This is a genomic window from Salinilacustrithrix flava (assembly GCF_041228405.1).
Lineage (GTDB): Bacteria > Actinomycetota > Acidimicrobiia > Acidimicrobiales > Salinilacustritrichaceae > Salinilacustrithrix > Salinilacustrithrix flava.
The window spans coordinates 3,960,328-3,978,005 of sequence record NZ_CP133888.1; the positions used below are offsets into that span (position 1 = coordinate 3,960,328).

At 71.1% G+C, this 17,678-nt stretch carries 14 protein-coding genes; 5 read left to right on the top strand and 9 right to left on the bottom strand.

Annotated elements, in window-relative coordinates:
* Positions 1-54 precede the first annotated feature (54 nt).
* The 3 genes from RGQ06_RS19400 to RGQ06_RS19410 all read right to left on the bottom strand — a co-directional run bounded on the left by RGQ06_RS19400 (position 55) and on the right by RGQ06_RS19410 (position 3,508).
* On the bottom strand, positions 55-861 hold the full coding sequence (locus RGQ06_RS19400; RefSeq protein ID WP_432428033.1) for a hypothetical protein: 807 nt from the start codon (positions 859-861) through the stop codon (positions 55-57).
* Between the two features lie 49 nt (positions 862-910).
* On the bottom strand, positions 911-2,572 hold the full coding sequence (locus RGQ06_RS19405; RefSeq protein ID WP_432428034.1) for an FAD-dependent oxidoreductase: 1,662 nt from the start codon (positions 2,570-2,572) through the stop codon (positions 911-913).
* A 90-nt stretch (positions 2,573-2,662) separates the two neighbouring features.
* Complete coding sequence (locus RGQ06_RS19410) at positions 2,663-3,508, bottom strand: enoyl-CoA hydratase/isomerase family protein (RefSeq protein ID WP_432428035.1); 846 nt, start codon at positions 3,506-3,508, stop codon at positions 2,663-2,665.
* Between the two features lie 108 nt (positions 3,509-3,616).
* Between RGQ06_RS19410 and RGQ06_RS19415 the strand changes: the two genes are divergently transcribed.
* The 4 genes from RGQ06_RS19415 to RGQ06_RS19430 all read left to right on the top strand — a co-directional run bounded on the left by RGQ06_RS19415 (position 3,617) and on the right by RGQ06_RS19430 (position 6,086).
* On the top strand, positions 3,617-4,939 hold the full coding sequence (locus RGQ06_RS19415) for a DUF222 domain-containing protein (RefSeq protein WP_432428036.1): 1,323 nt from the start codon (positions 3,617-3,619) through the stop codon (positions 4,937-4,939).
* 85 nt (positions 4,940-5,024) lie between these two features.
* Complete coding sequence (locus RGQ06_RS19420; protein ID WP_432428037.1) at positions 5,025-5,201, top strand: hypothetical protein; 177 nt, start codon at positions 5,025-5,027, stop codon at positions 5,199-5,201.
* A 116-nt stretch (positions 5,202-5,317) separates the two neighbouring features.
* The gene (locus RGQ06_RS19425; protein WP_432428038.1) at positions 5,318-5,833 is read left to right on the top strand and encodes a DUF2231 domain-containing protein; all 516 of its coding nucleotides are present in this window, start codon (positions 5,318-5,320) and stop codon (positions 5,831-5,833) included.
* Between the two features lie 52 nt (positions 5,834-5,885).
* Positions 5,886-6,086, top strand: a complete 201-nt coding sequence (locus tag RGQ06_RS19430) for a hypothetical protein (RefSeq protein ID WP_432428039.1) — start codon at positions 5,886-5,888, stop codon at positions 6,084-6,086.
* Positions 6,087-6,163: 77 nt separating this feature from the next.
* Here the strand turns inward: RGQ06_RS19430 and RGQ06_RS19435 are convergent, their stop codons facing one another.
* From RGQ06_RS19435 to RGQ06_RS19450, 4 genes are all read right to left on the bottom strand, one after another.
* Positions 6,164-7,597, bottom strand: coding sequence for a choice-of-anchor O protein (locus RGQ06_RS19435; protein ID WP_432428040.1), 1,434 nt, complete (start codon positions 7,595-7,597; stop codon positions 6,164-6,166).
* A gap of 479 nt (positions 7,598-8,076) precedes the next feature.
* Positions 8,077-9,867 carry an SLC13 family permease gene (locus RGQ06_RS19440; RefSeq protein ID WP_432428238.1) on the bottom strand — a complete coding sequence of 597 codons (1,791 nt, stop codon included), beginning with the start codon at positions 9,865-9,867 and terminating at the stop codon, positions 8,077-8,079.
* A 261-nt stretch (positions 9,868-10,128) separates the two neighbouring features.
* The gene (locus RGQ06_RS19445; RefSeq protein ID WP_432428041.1) at positions 10,129-12,915 is read right to left on the bottom strand and encodes a vitamin B12-dependent ribonucleotide reductase; all 2,787 of its coding nucleotides are present in this window, start codon (positions 12,913-12,915) and stop codon (positions 10,129-10,131) included.
* 490 nt (positions 12,916-13,405) lie between these two features.
* Positions 13,406-15,727, bottom strand: coding sequence for a molybdopterin oxidoreductase family protein (locus RGQ06_RS19450; protein WP_432428042.1), 2,322 nt, complete (start codon positions 15,725-15,727; stop codon positions 13,406-13,408).
* A gap of 68 nt (positions 15,728-15,795) precedes the next feature.
* Here RGQ06_RS19450 and RGQ06_RS19455 point away from each other — a divergent pair, with 68 nt between their 5' ends.
* Positions 15,796-16,539: a dihydrofolate reductase family protein gene (locus RGQ06_RS19455; protein ID WP_432428043.1), complete on the top strand. Its 744-nt coding sequence runs from the start codon at positions 15,796-15,798 to the stop codon at positions 16,537-16,539.
* Positions 16,540-16,562: 23 nt separating this feature from the next.
* Here RGQ06_RS19455 and nrdR read toward each other — a convergent pair whose 3' ends face one another.
* Both nrdR and RGQ06_RS19465 read right to left on the bottom strand, forming a co-directional pair.
* Positions 16,563-17,015 carry a transcriptional regulator NrdR gene (gene nrdR, locus RGQ06_RS19460; protein WP_432428044.1) on the bottom strand — a complete coding sequence of 151 codons (453 nt, stop codon included), beginning with the start codon at positions 17,013-17,015 and terminating at the stop codon, positions 16,563-16,565.
* A 20-nt stretch (positions 17,016-17,035) separates the two neighbouring features.
* Positions 17,036-17,446: a hypothetical protein gene (locus RGQ06_RS19465; RefSeq protein ID WP_432428045.1), complete on the bottom strand. Its 411-nt coding sequence runs from the start codon at positions 17,444-17,446 to the stop codon at positions 17,036-17,038.
* Positions 17,447-17,678 lie beyond the last annotated feature (232 nt).

Genomic DNA, 17,678 nt, shown 5'->3' on the forward strand with positions numbered 1-17,678 from the left:
CCCGATCCGCCGGCGGTTCACCATGGGCGAGCGGGGCGCCGGCGGCCCGGTGCCTCAGCCCAGGCGCCGCCTTCGGCGGTGGAGCCACGATGTGGCGCCACCAGCCACGATCGCGCTGGCGAGGAACGCGGCGTAGGCGATCGTCGACGGGTCTCCCCAGTCCACCGTGTCGGGGTATCGGAGGAGCGCGATGGTCTGGAGCACCCCGAACGTGAGGTAGGCGACCGCGGCCGGCTGCAGACGTGCGACGTCGCGCTCCACGACGGCGTGTGCCGCCGCCACGCCGAGGCTCAGCACCCAGGCGCCCGTCGCCCGCCCGGTGAGCGCACTCAGCTCCCAGGGCCACAGCGAGGCCGCGTCCTCCGGCGCGAGCAGCAGGTACAGGCCCAGCGGGAACAGGATGAGCGCCTGCCCGGCGACCAGGGCGCGCAGCGACCCCGGCAACGGGAGCCCCCGGGGGGGATCCGGCCCCGGCATCCGCTCCTGCGCGATCCACAGCACCGCCATGACGACCGGCACGACGACGTAGATCGCGATCCACGCCCAGGTGACGGCTCGCGTGCCCAGCTCGTTGGTCGCCTCGAGGTGGAAGGCATCGAGGTGGACGAGGGTGACGACGAGGGTGAGCGTCGTGAAGACGAACACGGTCGGCACCGCGATCCGGGCGTCCACCCAGCGCCTCGCCATCGCGGCGCGTGCCTCGAAGGCCACGCTCGACCAGTACGCGGCACCGAGGAACGCGGCCGTGAGCGGTGGGTTGATCGTCCAGGCGAAGAAGCGCTCCGTCCGCTCGGGGAACAGGAACAGCTGGACGCCGGCGAGGAACACCAGCGCGGTCGCCACCCACAGCAGCGCCCGCATCCCACCGCTGAGCCTCCGCTGTTCGGCAGCGCCTCCCTGCGGGGCCACGTCAGCTCGAACCGACGGCAACGCGCCGCATCTCCTCCAGGTAGCGGTGCAGGTACTGCACGGCGATCGCGCCCTCTCCGACCGCCGACGCCACACGTTTGACCGATCCGCGCCGCACGTCACCGACGGCGAACACGCCGGGCATGCTGGTCTCCAGCGGCAGCGGCGGCCGGTCGGACCGCTCCTCCGACAGGTCCTGCCCGGTGCAGACGAAGCCCCACTCGTCGCGAGCGACAGACCCTTCCAGCCATCCCGTGTGCGGCCGTGATCCGATCAGCAGGAACAGCGCGTCGGCCGCCACCGCTTCGTCGTCGCCGGTGGTCCGGTCGCGGACGACGAGGCGGTCGAGGCCGTCGGGTCCGCCGCCACCGACGACCTCCACGTCGAAGCGGATGCTGATGTTCGGCGAGGCATCCAGCTCCCTGATGAGGTACTCCGACATGCTCGCCGCGAGATCGCCGCCGCGCACCAGCAACGTGACGCGGTCGGCGTACTTGGCCAGGTGCACCGCCGCCTGGCCTGCCGAGTTGCCTCCGCCGACCACGAAGACGGCCTTGCCGACCATCGCCGGGGCCTCGGACACGGCTGCGCCGTAGAACACGCCGTTGCCGATGAGCGCCTCCAGCTCCGGCACGTCGAGGCGCCGGTAGCTCGATCCCGTGGCGATCACGACCGCAGCGGCCCGCACCGACGAGCCGTCCGACATCTCGATGACCCGGTCGGCGCCATCGCCACGGAGTCCGGTGACCTTCCGCATGAACTGGAAGGTGGCCCCGAAGGACCACGCCTGTTGGAAGGCGCTGTAGGTCAGTCGGTGTCCGCTGACGCCACGGGGGAAGCCCGGGTAGTTGCGGATGAGGGAGCTGGTGCCGGCTTGGCCACCCACCGCCTCCGCCTCGATGACGAGGGTGTCGAGCCCCTCCGAGGCGGCATACACGGCAGCGGCGAGACCGGCCGGGCCAGCCCCGATGATGGCCACGTCGAAGTGCGCGTCCGCCGGCAGCGGCTCCATGAGCCCGAACGCGTCGGCGATCTCGAGGTCGGTCGGGTTGGCGAGCACCGTGGGCTCGGCGGTGAAGCGGACGACCACCACCGGCAGCTCGGGATCATCGAGCCCGAGGGAGTCGAGCATCCGTCGACCGGTGTCGGAGCGGACGTCGTGGAAGCCGATCGGGATGTGGTTCCGGGCGAAGCTGTCCCGCAGCTCGTGGCTCCTGGACGTCTTCGGGTCACCGATCACCCGGACCGCCTCGAACCCGGTCTCGCTGCCGAGCGTCCAGTCCTCGAGGAGCTCGGTCACCGAGCGGTGGAACTCCTCGTCCGGGCGGTGCTCCGGGCGGACCAGGTACTGGTGGATCTCCCCGGTGGCCAGCGCATCGAACACCTCCCGGGCTCGCCCGAAGTCTCCCCACCCGACGGCCACCGCTCGCATCGCTGCCGGGTGCAGGCGCCGTGCCCGTGCCAGGACCTCGAGGCCGTCGCGGTCGTGCTCGCCGTACCCGGAGACGACCAGGGCGACCTCCGCGCCGCCATCGCGGTAGGCCACCAACGTCGACACCGCCTCATCGGCCCCGTGGCGGGTCGTCACCTCGTAGTCGGCCCCGTAGCGACGCCGGATCTCCTCGCTGAGCACCGCGCACGTCTCGGCATGCTCGCTCGCCACGACGATGGCTGGTACGACAGCGCGTTGAGTGGACACGTCCCCTCCCCGGTCATGGACTCCTTGCAGGGTCCGGGACCTCGTCCACGGATGTCAAGGGGCCAACCGCCGCACGATGGACGGCAGGTCACGCTCGCCGTCGGGGGTCTGGCCGCCGAGGTCGAGGAACCGCTCCATTCGCCGATGCGACTCCGGATCAGCGAGCGTGCGATCGAAGCGGCGCGCCTCCTCCAGCAGACCGGCGGTCGGGTCCGCCGTCGCGGCGAGGACGGACGCCTTCGCCTCGCGCACGGCCACCCTCGGCGACGCGGCGATGCGGTCGGCCAGGTCGTCCACGAAGGCGTCGAGGGCGTCGGCGTCCAGGGCGCGGTTCACGAGACCCCACGCCTCCGCGGTGCGGGCGTCGATGTCGCCGGACCCGAGGACCATCTCGAGCGCCCGGCCCCGACCGACGAGGTGGGGCAGGCGCTGGGTGCCGCTCCCGCCGGGCAGGATGCCCAGCGCCACCTCCGGCTGACCGAACACCGCCCGGTCCAGGGCGGCGTAGCGCATGTCGAACGACGACACCACCTCGCACCCGCCACCGCGGACGGCGCCTGCGATCGACGCGATGGTCGCGCACGGCATGGTGCGCCACCGCTCGACCATCACGTGGAACGGCCCGAGCTCGCTTCGCTCCTCCGCACCCCCGTCGCGGGGCAGCTCGAGGATGGCGGCCACGTCGAAGTGGGCGATGAAGAAGTCCGGGTTCGCCGAGCCGACGACCACCACCGTGACGTCGTCCGCGGCCTCGAGCGCCTCGGTCAGCCGGAGGAGCGAGACGAGGAGCGTGACGTCGAGCAGGTTGATGTCGCCGTGGTCGATGGTGACGTCGACCCGCGGACCTCGCTGCGACACCCGCAGACCGGTGAGCTCGGGCAGGTCATCGGCGAAGGACATGGCCGGAGGGTACGCCCGGATGCGGAGGCGCCCGGCGGGTGGCGAACTGCGGCTGGGGGCGGAGATCCGCAGGAGTTCCTGTCAGCACCCCTTCGTACCATTTGTCCCATGGAGTCGTCCGAGATCGAGGTGATCGTTGGCTCCCTCGCCGAGGGGATCACCGACCTCCGCGCGGTCGACCTCAGCCGGCTCACCGCCCGCGAGCTGCTCCAGCTCGCCGGAGCGCTCGAGGTCGTGAGCCGCCGGCTCGACCACGCCAGGGACACCCTCGCCGGGCACATCGATGCCACCGGCGCCCACGGCGTCGATGGCCACAAGACCGCCAAGGCCGCCCTCGTCCACATCAACCGGGTGCCCAGGGCCGAGGCGCACGGCAGCATCCAGACCGCCCGTGCCCTGCGCCGGCTGCCCGAGGTCGACGCCGCCTACGCCGCCGGCAGGATCCCCACCGCATCCGTGCGGGCCATCGCACGCGTGGCGTCCAACCCCCGGGTCGAGTGCTTCCTCGACGACCTCGTCGACCGCATCTTCGCCGAGCAGGCCTGCGAGGCCAGCCACGACGACCTCGTCTCCTTCGTCCGCGACTGGGAGCGCTTCGCCGATGCCGACGGCGCCGACCAGGCCCGGGAGCACGCCCATCGCCGGCGCAACGGCTCACTGGTCCGCAACGACCTCGCAGGCAGCTGGCACCTGCGGGGCGAGTTCGGGGACCTCCACGGCGCGTCGATGGCCGAGGTCCTCGCTGCGTACGAGCACGCCGAGTGGCTCGCCGATCGGGACGCCGCCATCGCCGAGCACGGTCCCGGCGCGACGCCCGACCAGTTCCCCCGCACACCCGCGCAGCGCCGGGCCGATGCGATGCTCGCCATCTTCCGGCGGGCGGCGGCCGCGCCCGCCGATGCCCAGTCACCCGAGCCCCTCGTCAACATCGTCATCGACCAGGAGACGCTCGAGACCGAGCTCGCACGGGCCGCCGGAGCGCCCGCCGACCACGACGCATCCCGTAACTCCGGCCGGATCTGCCGCTCCACCAGCGGCCACCCCATCCACCCCGCCGATGCGGTCGCCGCGATCCTGGTCGGCCACGTCCGCCGCGTCGTGGTCGATGCCGCATCCAACGTCATCGACCTCGGCCGCCGCCGGCGCTGCTTCACCGGCAGCAGCCGGGACGCCGCCCTCCTCCAGTCCGCAATCCGCGATCGGGGCGGCACCACCTGCTTCTGGGCCGACTGCAACAGCCCACCGCAGTGGATGCAGGTCGATCACGACCAGACCTGGCGCGCCCTCGGCCCGTCGGACATCGCCAACAGCCAGACGGCGTGCGGCTACCACAACCGCTTGAAGGAGACGGGTTACCGGCCCGTCCGCGGACCCGACGGGACGTACACGTACCGGCGCCCGGACGGTACCGAGATCACGCCGCCGGTCTGACTGCGCTCCCTGCCGAATCGGGACCGATGACCCTACGACCGGCCGCGCTGCGCATCGATGCTCGTCGGAGACGTGGGGGTGAACCATGGCGAACGACGAACAGGAGCGTGGACCAGCGAGGGAGCAGGCCAGCCCGTCCAAGCGGTACCAGACCTGGAACGGGGAGCCCTGCCCTCGCCACGTGCGCGTCGACGGCACCGTCGAAGGCTCCGGCGACTGCCTCGGGTGCGGGACCTGCCTGCTGGGATCCGGCCTGCTCTGACCGGCGACGGGCTGCGCAGTGCACGACCGGAGACGCGAGGTGGGGGCGGGGCCGACTCCGACAGCTGATCGCCGCGGGCGATTGACAGACAGCGCCCGCCATGGGGTGATGGACCCGTGGCCATCGATCCCGGACACCAGCGAGCAAAGCGGCCGCGCACCGTCGCCGCCGGCCCACACGGCCACCCGTTCCATCCGGTGCTGGTCACCATCCCCATCGGCGCTTGGATGGCCAGCCTCGTCTTCGACGTCGTGTCGAATACCTCCGACGACCCCGAGATCTTCGCCACCGGCGCGCAGTGGCTCATCGGGATCGGCCTCGTCGGGGCGGTCCTGGCAGCGGCCTTCGGCATGCTCGACCTCCTCTCCGTCCCTGCGGGCACCACGGCGCGGCGGACCGGACAGCTGCACATGGTCCTCAACCTGGCCGTCACCGCCGCCTTCGCCGTGTCCTTCGTGCTCCGGTACGGAGACACCGACGAGGAGGTGTCGGCCGGGCTCATCGTGCTCTCGGCCGTCGCGCTCGCCGTGCTCGGACTGTCGGGATGGCTTGGGGGCAAGCTCACGTACCGCTACGGCGTGCGCGTCGTCGAGGAAGACCTCCAGGCCGACGGCTTCGTCGACGGCCACTGAGCCTGGGAGACGACGACACGAGGTCCGACCAATGGTGCCTGCGCAGGACTCGATGACGACGGGACGGCGCCGCATCGCCGGGGCCGCGGTCGCTGCGGTGCTGCTGCTGGCCGGCTGCAGCTCCAACGACGACGCGCCGAGCGACGACAGCCCCACCACGCAGGGGAGCGAACAGGCGCCGGGCACCGAGGCCGGCGACCTCGACCGGAACCAGGGCCAGGAGAAGGACCAGACGCGGCCGGACCAGCCCTAGCGCGACGCGGAGCGGGGGCCGACCTCTCGGTCGGCCCCCGCTGGGCGCTTCGGGGAGCTACCCCCGTCGCCGGTGGTTCACTCGGTCGATCCCGAGCCCTGGCCGAAGTCCCAGCCGTAGGTGCTGGAGACCCAGCCGTCGATCCACCAGACCCGGCGGGCCTGGGCATCGGATGCGATCACCTCATCGTCCTCGTGCTCGAGCTCGGCCCAGGCTGCGTAGAGGAACTCACCGCCCGGGTTGGCAGCGAGGCTGGCCTCGCTGGCCTCCAGGCCCGGCGTGCCCCGGTCCAGCTGGTCGAACTCGTTGCAGAAGCCCGACCCGATCAGCTCCTCCGGGATGTCTTGGTCCTTCGGGTCGTTCGGGTAGCAGAGGCTGACGTCGCCGTCCTCCGTCTCCGCCCAGACCTCGTAGTCGTCACCGAAGCTCTCACCTCGGCTGTAGAAGAGGTCCAACGGATCGGGCTCGCCGTACTGGGCCGTCGTGTTGTCGCCGGTCTCGTAGACGATGAAGAACCTCGACGGGTCACGGAGGTCCTCGCTGTCTCCGTCACCCGAGGTGTAGTTCGGGATGCCGAAGCCGAGGGTGTCCGCGGTGATGCTGACGCCGTAGGGGCCGCCGGTCATCGAGTACCTCGGGTCGAGGGTGGTGATCCGCATCGACTTGTGCTGGGTGACGTTCCGTGCCTGCTCGGGTGCGCCGGCGGCGTACTCGTTGCAGGCCCGGGGCTCCACGACCTCTCCCGACCCGGTCTCGGAGCTGCGGAACGTCTCGCAGGTGACCGTCCCGTCGCCGGCGTACTTGTCGCCGGTCGTGTCGGTGAACTTGCTGGGCAGGGTCGTCCAGTCGGCACCGCCGGTGAACGATTGCCGGATGTACAGCTCGTAGCGGTCGTGCCCGACCGTGTTGAGCCGCCAGTTCGGCGACCACGCGTAGAGCATCCTCACGAAGTCGCCGTCGAGGAACCCGCGGTGGCCCTTCGCCACCTCGTACGGGTTGTACCACGACTGGTCGGCGAGCGTGCTGTCACCTTCGGTCCGGGTGTCGTCGGCGCACGTCACCTGCTCGACACCACTGACGTTCGTGAACTCCGCCGGGCACTGGTGCCAGGTCAGCACCTTGGTGGTGTCGCCCTCGCCCTGGACCAGACCCTGCAGGATCGGGTTCGTGTCGCTGACGGCGAACGGAGTCCCGCCGAAGGTGAGCGTCGGCAGCGTGGCGGCGGTGTCCGTGGCGGAGTCGATCCCGCTGTCCGGAACCGTCGCCGACAGTTTGATCGCCGAGTCCACGCACACGCCCTCGGGGTAGTACGGGTTCGACCCGTCGGCGTACGCCTTGTTGTCGCACTCCATGTTCCGGAAGGCGTACGGGTTGCCGCCGTTGGGGCCGCCGCTCCGGACGTTCCAGCCCTTCGGGATGACGATCCGCCGCGACATGACGTCGGCCGGTCCGCCCTGGTTCATCTGCCCCTGCTTCCAGGGTGGCGAAGAGGTCGTAGCCGTACGTGGCATCGGTCCAACCGAACATGTCCGCGGTGTTCATGACCGGGAAGAAGTCACCGGTGGTCCAGTCCACCTCGGGCTGGTTCAGCAGGTTGCCGTGGAAGGCCAGGTTGGCCAGCAGACCGTCCTGCTCGTGGGCCACCATCGGATCGGTCAGCGACATGCTGAACGAGTGGTACCACTGGTTCTTCCCATCGTCGAAGGGGACACAGAGCTTCGCTTCGTCCTGCTCCGCTGTGCAGGGCTGCGTCAGATCCGGCAGCCCTGTCTCCTGGTCTGCGAGGTAGAGCGCCCGACCGAGGCCCTTGGACTCCTCGGTCTGCACCACGACGAAGGCACTGTCGATGACCGCGTCTCACGGCCCGTCACGACCAGGTTGGTCTGCCGGAGTGACTGTTCCTCCACACGCGATTGCCGGGTTCGATACGCCGCGCCAGCCCTGGCCGGGCACGCCGGCGCTGAGGGTCGTGGGCTGACCGCCGCCGGGGTCAGGCGAAGAGGTTGACGGCGGGGATCAGCACCATCAGGAACAACACGCTCATGGCTGCGCCGGCCCGCAGATAGTCGGGCACCCGGTAGCCACCGGGCCCCATCAGCAGGGCGTTCACCTGGTGGGTGGGCAGCAGGAAGGCGTTGGAGGCGGCGAGCGCGACGATGAGCCCGAACTGCGCTGGGTCTGCACCGACGCCGACGGCGACGTTGGCGGCCAGTGGGACGAGAAGCACCGTTGCGCCGACGTTGGACACGACGAGCGTGAACACCGTGGCGAGCAGGGCGATGGTGAGCTGCACGCCCCACGCCGGCAGGTCGCCGGCTGCGCCGATCACCTTGTCGGCGATCCAGGCCGCGGTGCCGGTGGTCTCCACGGCCTGGCCGAGCGGGATGAGCGCGGCGAGCAGGAACACGGTCTTCCACGACACGGCCCGGTAGGCCTCGTCGGGGGTGAGCACGCCCGAGACGAGCACGGCGACTGCGCCGGTCATGAGGGCGAGCGACAGCTGGAGGTCGCCGACGATCACGAGCCCGAGCGCGGTGGCCAGCGCGCCCAGCGCCCACCAGCGCTTGGCGGTGCGGGGCTGCTCGAGGGGGTGCTCGGTCAGCACGACGAAGGACGTGCCCTCGTCGAGGCTGGCCAGCCGCTCCCAGGGGGCGAACACGATCATCACGTCGCCGGCGGCCAGCTGCTGGTTCCGCAGGCCCTCGGTGATCACCTCGCCCCGGTGGTGCAGCGCCAGCAGCACGACGCCGTGGTGGTGGCGCAGCCGCAGGTCCTCGACCCGCCGGCCGACGGCCTCGGAGCCGGGGCGCACGACCACCTCGGCGAGACCGGCCCACGAGTCGTCGTGCAACACGGCGAACGGGTTGTCGTCGATGGGCTGCAGCCCGTGCTCCTCGACGAAGCGCTCGACGGCCGGGTCGGGGCCGACGAGGCCGACCGTCGTGTCGGCGACGAGGCGCTCGTCGCGGGAAGGGCCCAGCGCGACCCCCTCGTGGTCGCTGACCGCCACGATGCGGACCTGGCCCGAGCCGGCCTCGATGGTTCCCACGGTGTCGTCGAGCAGCGTGCTGCCCGCGGGCACCCGGGCCGGGCGCACGTCCCGGTCGAGGCCGTAGATCGACTCGACGTCGGGCAGGGCGGCCCCCGAGCCGCGATCGGCGGGGACGGCGGGTAGCAGCCAGCGACCGGCGAGCGCGAAGAGCGCGATGCCCGAGGTGAGGATGGCCAGGCCGATGGGCGTGGGCGCGAACAGCCCGTAGGGGGTGATGTCCTCGCCGATGCTGTCGGCGGAGGAGGCGAGCAGGTCGTTGAGCAGGATCAACGGACCCGACGCGACGAGGGTGAGCGTGCCGCCCAGGATCGCCGCGAACCCCATCGGCATGAGCAGCCGGGACACCGCGATGCCCGTGCGTTCGGCGACCCGCTCGACCACCGGGAGGAACAGCGCGGCGGCCCCGATGTTCTGGAGGAACGCGCTGATCACCCCGACCGTGGCCGACACCGACACCAGCACCCGTCGCTCGGTCTCACCGCCGACCCGGAGCAGCCACGCGGCGACCGAGCGCATCACCCCCACGCGATCGAGGCCGGCGCCCAGGATCATCACCGCGATGATCGAGATGACCGCGTTCGAGGAGAACCCGGCGAAGACCTCGCCGGGTGGGACCAGATCGGTCAGGCCGATCAGCACCATCACCCCGATGGCGGCCACGTCGATGCGGACGACCTCGGTGACGAACAGGATGACGGTGCCGGCCAGGATGGCCAGCACGAGGACCATGTCGGAGGTGAGGCCGTCCACGGCCCGCACTCTACGAAGCCCGCCCTCCCGCCGGTCGTGGCGGTGTTCCGCAGTCGCTGCCAGTTCCGGTGGGGGATCGCGCAACTCGCCGGCGCCGTGAACGCCGGTCCTCGGCTGCTCGCACCGAGGACCGCCCCATCCGAGTGCCCACCCGGACGCGTCACGGCCCCGGAGAGCAAGTCCCCGGGGCCGTGTCCTGTGCGGTGGGCTCGCCCGCCCCCGCTGGTTCAGCTCATCAGGTCAGCTGCAGCCGCTGGTCGAGCCGCAGCTCGGGCAGGCATGGCAGGAGCCGGCGCGGTTCATCTGGACACCGCAGGTCATGCACATGGGCGCATCGATCCGGGCGGTGGCCGGCGGCTCGGCCGGGGCCGGCGGCTCGTCGAGCAGCGTGGACGCCGACGGGATCGACACCGGGTCGGGTGCGACGTCGTGGCCCTGCACCGTCTCGGTGACCGACTCCTCCACACCCGGCAGCGTGGGCTGGGTGCGCTCCCCCACGGTGAGGATGCCGAGCTCGGCACGCTCCTCGTAGGACAGGTAGTCCACCGCCAGGCGACGGAAGATGTAGTCGATCAGGCTCGAGGCGAACCGGATGTCGGGGTCGTCGGTCATGCCGGCCGGCTCGAAGCGCATGTTGGTGAAGGCCTCGACGAAGGACCGGACCGGGACGCCCCACTGCAGGCCGTGGCTCACCGAGATGGCGAAGGCGTCCATGATGCCGGCGAGGGTGGAGCCCTGCTTGGAGACCTTCATGAAGATCTCGCCCGGACGGCCGTCCTCGTACTCGCCGACGGTGACGAAGCCCTTGCAGTCGGCGACCCGGAAGTCGAAGGTCTTGCTGGACCGGCTCCGGGGCAGCTTCGTGCGGTGCGGCTTGGTGACGACCTTCTCGACGACCTTCTCGATCACCTCGGTGACCGTCTCGACCGCCACCTCCTTCTTCACCGTGGAGAGGGGCTGGCCGACCTTGCAGTTGTCGCGGTAGATGGCGATGGCCTTCACCCCGAGCTGCCAGGCGTCGATGTGCAGCTGCTCGACGTCTTCGATCGTGGCCTCCTCCGGCATGTTCACCGTCTTGGAGATGGCACCGGAGATGAACGGCTGGACCGCGGCCATCATCCGCACGTGACCCGTGTAGTGGATCGTGTTGTCGCCCATGGAGCAGGCGAACACCGGGAGGTGGTCGGGGTCGAGGTCGGGGCATCCGATGAGCGACTTGTTCTCGTCGATGTAGGCGACGATGGCGTCGATCTGGGGCTGGGTGTAGCCCAGCTTGGTGAGCGCCCGAGGGATCGTCTGGTTGACGATCGACATGGTGCCGCCGCCCACCAGCTTCTTCATCTTCACCAGGCCGAGGTCGGGCTCGATGCCGGTGGTGTCGCAGTCCATCATCAGCCCGATGGTGCCGGTGGGGGCCAGCACCGAGGCCTGCGAGTTGCGCACGCCGGACTGGCCGGCGAGCTCGCACGCGTTGTCCCAGGCCTGCTGGGCCGCGGACAGGAGGTGCTCGGGCACGAGGGTCTCGTCGATGTCGGCTGCCGCCGAGCGGTGCTGCTCGAGGACCCGCAGCATGTGCTCCGCGTTCTCGGCGTAGCCGGCGAAGGGACCCATCCGCGAGGCGGTGCGGGCCGAGGTCTCGTAGGCCCGGCCGGTCATCAGCGAGGTGATTGCGGCGGCCGTGGCCCGACCCTCGTCGGAGTCGTAGGGCAGGCCCTGGGCCATGAGCATGGCGCCGAGGTTGGCGTAGCCGAGGCCGAGCTGGCGGAAGCGGCGGGAGTTCTCGCCGATGGCCTCCGTCGGGTAGTCGGCCCGGCCGACCAGGATCTCCTGGGCGGTGAACACCACGTCGACGGTGTGGGCGAAGGCCTCGATGTCGAAGCGGTCGCCCGCGTCGAGGTCCAGGAACTTGAGCAGGTTGATCGACGCCAGGTTGCAGGCCGAGTTGTCGATGTGCATGTACTCCGAGCAGGGGTTCGACCCGTTGATGCGGTCGGTGTTGGCACAGGTGTGCCACCGGTTGATCGTGGTGTCGAACTGCATGCCGGGATCGGCGCACTCCCAGGCGGCCTGGGAGATCTGGCGCATCAGCTCGCGTGCCCGCACGGTGCGGACGACCTCGCCGGAGGTGACGGCGGTGAGGTTCCAGTCGGCATCGTCGACCACGGCCTGCATGAACTCGTCGGTGACCCGCACCGAGTTGTTGGCGTTCTGGTACTGGACCGAGGCCATGTCGACGCCGTCCAGGCTCATGTCGAAGCCGGCCTCCTGGAGGACGCGGATCTTGCGCTCCTCACGGGCCTTGACCCAGACGAACTCCTCCACGTCGGGATGGTGGACGTCGAGGATGACCATCTTGGCGGCGCGGCGGGTCTTGCCGCCCGACTTGATGGTGCCGGCCGAGGCATCGGCGCCCCGCATGAAGCTGACCGGGCCCGAGGCGGTGCCGCCGCCCTTCAGAAGCTCCTTGGACGAGCGGATCTTGGACAGGTTGATGCCGGCACCGGAGCCGCCCTTGAAGATCGTGCCCTCCTCGACGTACCAGTTGAGGATCGAGTCCATCTCGTCGTCGACCTTGAGGATGAAGCAGGCGCTGGCCTGCTGGGGCACCCCGGGCACGCCGATGTTGAACCAGACCGGGCTGTTGAACGCAGCCTTCTGGGTGACCATCAGGTGCTTGAGCTCGGCGCGGAACGCCTCGGCCTCGTCGTCGTCGACGAAGTAGCCACCCTCGATGCCCCAGTCGGTGATGGTGTCGCACACCCGGTCGACGACCTGCTTGAGGCTGCTCTCGCGCTCGGGGGTGCCGGGCGTGCCCCGGAAGTACTTCTGGGTGACGATGTTGGTGGCGTTGAGCGACCAGCTCTTCGGGAACTCCACGCCGAGCTGCTCGAACGCGATCGACCCGTCCTGGTAGTTGGTGAGGCGCGCATCCCGACGTTCCCACTCGAGGTCGTCGTAGGGGTGGGCACCCGGGCGGGTGAAGAACCGGCGGATGCCGATGCCGGTGCGTTCGGGAGCGATGGCCATTGGGTTGCCCTCCAAGGGGTACGAGTTCGTTCTTCAGCCTGGGTCGTGTTGCCGAGGGTCGCTACGTCCAGCGACCGCTGACAGCTCCCCCAACCACTAGGTCTTGTGGTCTCCAGCCCCCGATCCCGGCGACCACCACAAGATGTAGGAGGCATTACATCACTGGAATTACAGCGATGTCAATGAGCGCCGCAGCACGAAACAGCAGGTCAGGGGGCGTTCGCGATCGTTAGCACTCGTGATTTCGTGCACGTTCGCGTTCACCCCCAAGGTTTCGTCCAGCCCACCACAGACACGACGTGAGAACCACCGTCCGCCATCCGTGCTGCAGCGCTCAGACACTCCGGTCAACCTACGAAGACCCCGCTGTGGAACGGAAGGGGAACAACTCTGTGAATTGCGGGTGGAATCCCGGTGCTGCGTCCACAGGCGGGGCCTCGAGCCTGTGGATGTGTGGACAGGCTGTGGACGGCGGTGGACAGCCTGTGCGCTACCGGTGGGTAACCAGGTCGGCTTCCGCCGGTTCGGCTGCCACGACCTCGACCGGGATGCCGTTCAGCACCGCGGTGCCCGACACCGGGTCGAACGCCTCGGTGTCGGCGAGGACGTTGCTGTTCACCCCGGCGTGCTCGGCCGCCACCGACATGCGGGCGCCGTCGAGGTCGTGGCCCCACCCGTGCGGGAGGCTGACCACCCCGGCCATGACCGAGTCGGTGACCTCGACCGGGGCCACGACAGCACCCACGCGGGACCGGACCTCGGCCTGTCCCCCGTCGACGAGACCGCGCTCGGCGGCGTCGTCGGGGTGGACCTGGAGGGTGCAGCGGGGCTTGCCCTTCACCAGCACCTCCACGTTGTGCATCCAGGAGTTGTTCGAGCGCAGGTGGCGCCGGCCGATGAGCAGCAGCCCGTCGTCGGCCGCGTCGAGGGCGGGCACCATGCGTGCCGCGACGTCGGCGACCAGCACCTCGGGAGCGAGGTCGATCATCCCGTCGGGCTGGCGCAGCGCCTCGGGCATGCGCGGCTGCAGCGGCCCGAGGTCGACGCCGTGGGGGTGGGCGAGCAGCACGTCGAGGCTGAGGCCGTCGGGCCGGGCGCCGAAGCCGTCGCCGTAGGGGCCGGTCCGCAGCATGAGGTCGAGGGTGCGCTCGGGGCCCACCCGGGGGGCGAGCGCCTCGAGCAGCTCCTCGACGTCGCACCCGTGCACCAGGCCGTGCTCGTCGGCCACTGCGGACTCCACCATCGAACGGATGGCAGCGTCGTCGACGAGGGCTGGGGCGGCGTCGGCGGGATCCACCCCCTGCAGGATCAGCGACAGGGTGCAGAGGATCTCCCACTCGTCGGGCGCACCGTCGTCGAGGGGCAGCACCGGCGGGCTGTAGTTGGCCACGTTGCGCAGGGCGAGCTGGAGCAGGGCCACGTCGTAGTGGCTCTTCTGCAGGGCCGAGGGTGCCGGGAGGATCACGTCCGCGTGGCGGGTCGTCTCGTTCAGGTAGATGTCGATGGCGACCACGAAGTCGAGCGAGGCGAAGGCGGCGTCGAGGCGCACCGAGTCCGGCGTCGACAGGATCGGGTTGCCGGCCACGGTGATCATCGCCTTGATCTGGCCGTCACCGGGGGTCTCGATCTCCTCGGCCAGGGCCACCACCGGCAGCTCGCCGAACGTCTCGGGCAGCCCCCGGACCCGTGACGTGCGCCGCCCGAGGCGGATGCCCCGCCCGTACCGGCCCTGGCCCCGCGTGTTGGCCGCACCCGCAGCGGCCTTGGTGAACATCGCCCCGCCGGGGCGGTCGAGGTTGCCGGTGCAGGTGTTGAGGGCATCGACCAGCCAGGACGTGACCGTGCCGTACGGCGACACGGTCGTGCCGATGCGGGCGTAGACCGCCGCGCTCGGCGCGTCGGCCAGCTCGTGGGCCAGCTGGCGGATGGTGTCGGCGGCGATGCCGCAGCGGCCGGCGACAGCCTCGGGGGTGAACGGGGCCACCGCCGCCTGCAGCTCGTCGATGCGGGCCACGTGCTCGGCGACCGTGCCGAGGTCGACCCGGTCGGTGGCGAAGAGCTCCTGGAGCATGGCGGCGAGGAGGAACGGGTCGGCGCCGGGCCGGATCGGCACGTGGGCGCTGGCCTCCTCCGCGGTCTTCGTGCGCCGGGGGTCGACGACGACGACCCGGCCGCCCCGCTCGATGATCGCCCGGAGGCGACCGGGCCAGTCGGGGGCGGTGGCGAAGCTGCCGTTGGACGCGAACGGGTTGGCCCCGAGGATCAGCAGGTGGTCGGTGCGGTCGATGTCGGGCACCGGGTTGGTGAGCACGTTGCCGAAGATCAGGCCCGAGGAGATCTCCTTGGGTCGCTGGTCCACGGTGGAGGCCGAGAACACGTTGGGCGAGCCGAGGGCGCGCAGGAACGCCCGGTTGTAGAGGAGCGCACCGAGGTTGTGGGCGTTGGGGTTGCCGACGTAGGCGCCGACCGCCGCTCGACCGTGCTCGGCGATGACCGGACCCAGCCCGTCGGCCACGGCCTGCCACGCCTCGGCCCACGTCGCCGGCTCGAGCCGGTCGCCGCGCCGAACGAGGGGCTGGCGGAGCCGGTCGGGGTCGTCGTGCAGCTGCTTGAGCGTCGAGCCCTTCGGGCACAGGTAGCCGTGGCTGAACACGTCGAGGAGGTCGCCGCGGATGCGGACCGCCTGGCCGTCGCGCACCGTGATGTCGAGCCCGCAGCCGGCCTCGCACAGCGGACAGGTCCGCTGCACGGTGACGGCCCCGTCGTTCGCGTCCGCCTCGACGGCGGATGGGTTCGGTGCGGTGGTGGTCATGACGGCTCCTCGGGTCCCCCGGTGGTGCCGCCATCGTGGCATCCCCGGCCGGTGGGTACGGTTCGCGGATGCGCCAGCTGCTCCCCGTGCCCGGCGACGTCGACCCGGTCGCCGCCTACCTGGCCGCGGCGCGGCCGACCCCCTCGGCACGGCCGTGGGTGACCATGAGCATGGTCACCAGCCTCGACGGCGCCACCGCGATCGGCGGCCGGTCCGGCCCCCTCGGCGGCGAGCCGGACCGCGCGGTGTTCCGGGCGGTGCGCGCCATCGCCGACGTGGTGCTCGTCGCCGCGGGCACGATGCGCACCGAGGGCTACGGGCCCGTCCGGCTGTCGGCGGCGGCCGCGGCCGCACGGGCCGACGCCGGTCGCTCCCCCGAGCCACCTCGGCTGGTCGTGGTGTCGGGGAGCCTCGACCTCGATCTGGCGAAGGCCGCGGACGGGCCGGTGCGACCGCTGGTGCTCACCACCCAGGACGCGGACCCGACCCGGCGAGCGGCGCTGGAGGAGCTGGCCGAGGTCCGGGCCTACGGGCACGGGCAGGTCGAGATGGCCCCGGCCCTCGCCGACCTGCACCGCGACGGCGTCGGCGTCGTCGTGTGCGAGGGCGGGCCGTCGCTCAACGCCGCACTCGTCGAGGCCGACGTGGTCGACGAGTGGTGCCTGACCCTGGCCCCGACCGTGGTCGGTGGCGACAGCCGCCGGGCCGTCGACGGCGCACCGGAGGTCGGTGACGCCGGACATCCGCTCGACCTGGTGTCCCTGCTCGAGGAGGACGGCGTCCTCCTCGGCCGCTGGGTCCGCCGGCGCTGACCCCGCGCCGAGGACGTCTTGGCCTACGACGGCTCCTGCAGGAGGCGGATCTCGCGCTCGAAGTCCGAGATCGTGTCGAAGCCCTTGTACACGGAGGCGAAGCGCACGGCCGCGACCTCGTCGAGGGCCCGGAGGCGCAGCAGCACCTCGAGGCCGACCTCGTCGGAGGTCACCTCCTTGCCCATGGAGCGGAGGGCATCTTCGACGTCGGCCACGAGGACCGCGATCTGGCCGGGATCGACAGGCCGGGACTTGCAGGCTGCGCTCACCCCGGCCGCGACCTTGGACGCATCGAAGCCCTCGACCTCACCGTCGCGCTTGCGGACCTGGACGAGCGCGGTCTCGACGCGCTCGAAGGTGGTGAAGCGGCCGCCGCAGGTCTCGCACTCGCGACGACGTCGGATCGAGCGGCCGTCCTCGGTCTGGCGGGAGTCGACCACCCGGTCTCGGAGGTCGCCGCAGGAGGGGCACCGCATCGCCGGCACCCTACCGGGCATCAGCGTGACGGCAGCAGGAGCTCCTGGCCCGGGGTGACGGCGGCGCCGCCGTTGAGGTCGACCAGGCGCTCGACGTACGCGGCGGCCTCGCCGGCGGGGGCGTGAGCGACGGCGACGGACCACATCGAGTCCCCCTCGGCGACCACGTGGGTGCCGTCCAGGCCGGCGGCCGGCGACGTCGTCGGCGTGGTGGCGAGGTAGCCGACGGCGAGGACAACGGCGAGGGCGAGGAGGGCGGCACCGACCACGGAGGCGAGGGACCGGCGCGACGAGGTGGTCGCATCCGACCCGACGGGTGGCACCAGCCTGAGCGCCGGGCGGCGGTCCCCCGGGCCGGGCCGGTGCGCCGGGGCACGGTGGGCCCGGCCGGGGGTGGTGACGGTGGTGGGCAGGGAGGCGATGGCGACCATGGTGTGCAGTCTCCGCAGGGGGTCTGACAGGAACTCTCCGGGCGGCTCCGGCAGGTGCTCCCCTACCCAGAACGCCCGTTCGTGCGAACAGCTGTTCGCACGTTGCCACGAACGGTCGTTCGAGTCAACCGCAGGATCGAACAGGAGTGCGATCGGCCCCCGACCCGGGAACCGCCGAACGGGTGTTTGCCTTCCGCCGGACCCTGTCGTATGTTGCAAACACCTGTTCGAC

Excerpts from the sequence above, each read along its gene's own strand:
- RGQ06_RS19420 (WP_432428037.1), top strand. The coding sequence starts at position 5,025 with ATGGCGAACGACGAACAGGAGCGTGGACCAGCGAGGGAGCAGGCCAGC.
- RGQ06_RS19400 (WP_432428033.1), bottom strand. The coding sequence starts at position 861 with ATGCGGGCGCTGCTGTGGGTGGCGACCGCGCTGGTGTTCCTCGCCGGC.
- RGQ06_RS19450 (WP_432428042.1), bottom strand. The coding sequence starts at position 15,727 with ATGACCACCACCGCACCGAACCCATCCGCCGTCGAGGCGGACGCGAAC.
- RGQ06_RS19455 (WP_432428043.1), top strand. The coding sequence starts at position 15,796 with ATGCGCCAGCTGCTCCCCGTGCCCGGCGACGTCGACCCGGTCGCCGCC.
- RGQ06_RS19465 (WP_432428045.1), bottom strand. The coding sequence starts at position 17,446 with ATGGTCGCCATCGCCTCCCTGCCCACCACCGTCACCACCCCCGGCCGG.
- RGQ06_RS19430 (WP_432428039.1), top strand. The coding sequence starts at position 5,886 with ATGACGACGGGACGGCGCCGCATCGCCGGGGCCGCGGTCGCTGCGGTG.
- RGQ06_RS19445 (WP_432428041.1), bottom strand. The coding sequence starts at position 12,915 with ATGGCCATCGCTCCCGAACGCACCGGCATCGGCATCCGCCGGTTCTTC.
- RGQ06_RS19410 (WP_432428035.1), bottom strand. The coding sequence starts at position 3,508 with ATGTCCTTCGCCGATGACCTGCCCGAGCTCACCGGTCTGCGGGTGTCG.
- RGQ06_RS19415 (WP_432428036.1), top strand. The coding sequence starts at position 3,617 with ATGGAGTCGTCCGAGATCGAGGTGATCGTTGGCTCCCTCGCCGAGGGG.
- RGQ06_RS19435 (WP_432428040.1), bottom strand. The coding sequence starts at position 7,597 with ATGCCACGTACGGCTACGACCTCTTCGCCACCCTGGAAGCAGGGGCAG.
- nrdR (WP_432428044.1), bottom strand. The coding sequence starts at position 17,015 with ATGCGGTGCCCCTCCTGCGGCGACCTCCGAGACCGGGTGGTCGACTCC.
- RGQ06_RS19440 (WP_432428238.1), bottom strand. The coding sequence starts at position 9,867 with ATGGTCCTCGTGCTGGCCATCCTGGCCGGCACCGTCATCCTGTTCGTC.